Raw genomic sequence first — 870 nt, 5'->3', positions numbered from 1 at the left:
GAGGGGGGGTGTGCGGTGCACGCACCGGCGGGTGCCGTCGGCGCGCGGGCCGGGCGGTCCGGCTCCGCACGGGCCAACGACCCCCGTCCCTGCCGGTCACCGGCAGGGTGTCCTTCGACATCCAAGTCAGTCGAAACGGAGCTCCGGGCGTGTCCAGAGGGTGAGGTCGCTGCTGGTGGCGACTGCCAGGGTGAGACCGGAGGGGGAAAAGCCGGCAGCGCGCAGCTCCGAGTACTCGGAGTGGAAGACGTGCCACCAGGTGCCTCCCGCCGGTCCTCTGCGTGCTCCGCCGTCGGCGGAGAGGATGACGCGGTCATGGGGCCATTCGGGACTGACGATGTCCAGCGTCCAACCGTCCGGGGTGGTGCGGTGCAGACCGCCGCCGAAGAGGCCGGCGATACGGACCGGGGTCCCTGCGACCGGACCGAGGCCGGGGCAGGTGAGGTCCGGGTGTGCGTCGGGGGTGCCGGTGGCGGGATCGGGATCCCGGTCGCGTGCGATCTTCTCGCCGGTGACCGCATCGAAGAGTCCGTGACCGTCGTTGGACACGACCATGACGAGGTCGTGTCCGGTGTCCGGGTGGACTGCGAAGCCGATGCCGAGCAGGCCGCCGATGGCGACCCCGTGGTCCAGGACCGGTTGCCAGGGCATCGGGGCGGGCATGACGGGGGCGGCGAGGTAGCGCTCCCGTAGCTGCTGCTGGTACTGCGTGATCAACTCGTCTCCTCGGTCCGGTTCGTTCCGGGAAGCCTGAACGACCGGGTACGCTGCGGGGCTGCGGCGCGGATGTGCTCCGTTCCCGCAGCCCCGTCCGTCCCGAATCGGTTGGCCCCGGATTCCCTCCGGCAGGGGCGGGATGGGGGCAGGATG

At 71.5% G+C, this 870-nt stretch carries 1 protein-coding gene; it reads right to left on the bottom strand.

Annotated features, from left to right (window positions below; all coding sequences use genetic code 11):
* Positions 1 to 126: 126 nt before the first annotated feature.
* Positions 127 to 717: a hypothetical protein gene (locus tag HYE82_RS36830; protein WP_179178571.1), complete on the bottom strand. Its 591-nt coding sequence runs from the start codon at positions 715 to 717 to the stop codon at positions 127 to 129.
* Positions 718 to 870: the final 153 nt, after the last annotated feature.

Source organism: Streptomyces sp. BR123 (genome assembly GCF_013401435.1).
Lineage (GTDB): Bacteria > Actinomycetota > Actinomycetes > Streptomycetales > Streptomycetaceae > Streptomyces.
The sequence above is the reverse complement of the archived record's forward strand: the minus strand, read 5'-3'. Positions and strand labels throughout refer to the sequence as shown.